Annotated in this window: 1 protein-coding gene; it reads left to right on the top strand. The window is 48.2% G+C overall.

Translation table 11 applies throughout. The features are described from left to right. Positions 1 to 96 precede the first annotated feature (96 nt). Positions 97 to 626: S24 family peptidase (locus tag ACTHUE_RS19800; RefSeq protein ID WP_440424255.1), on the top strand; the 530-nt coding region annotated here is incomplete at its 3' end.

Raw genomic sequence — 626 nt, forward strand, 5'->3', positions numbered from 1 at the left:
GAGTAATTTTTTTCTTACAATTTTATAAAAACTAAGGTAAAATACACTCAAATCGTCCAAACCATATAAAAAACATACCTCCATAAAGGCATAAACATGGATACCTTTAAAGACCGCCTGGCTTTCTTATGGAAAGATGAAGCCCGCCAAGCCAAAATTGCCGCCGATATTGATATGACCATCGCCGGATTCAGCCGTATCTGGAACGAAGGCGGCCTGCCGAAATCGGAAACGCTAAAAAAAATCAAACAACTTAAAGGCTGTAGCATAGACTGGCTTTTGACAGGCGAAGGTTCCCCCTTCCCCGATTCCGAAGCCCCAAAAGCCACGGCAACCGACACACTGGGCAACCCAGTCGATATAGACGAATTTGTCTTTGTGCCACGTTACGACATCCAGGCCGCGGCCGGACACGGTCAGCTCGTCGGCGACGAACAGCCCATGTTCGCCATGGCGTTCCGACGTTATTGGATTGAAAATTATGTAACGCGCGACATCAAAAACCTTTCCGTTATCTCAGTCAAAGGCGACTCGATGGAAGGCGTGCTGAATGATGGCGACACCATCCTCATCAATCACGGACAAACCACGCCGCGCGACGGCCTCTATGTTTTACGCCTCAACGA

Source organism: Neisseria sp. P0021.S005 (genome assembly GCF_051956955.1).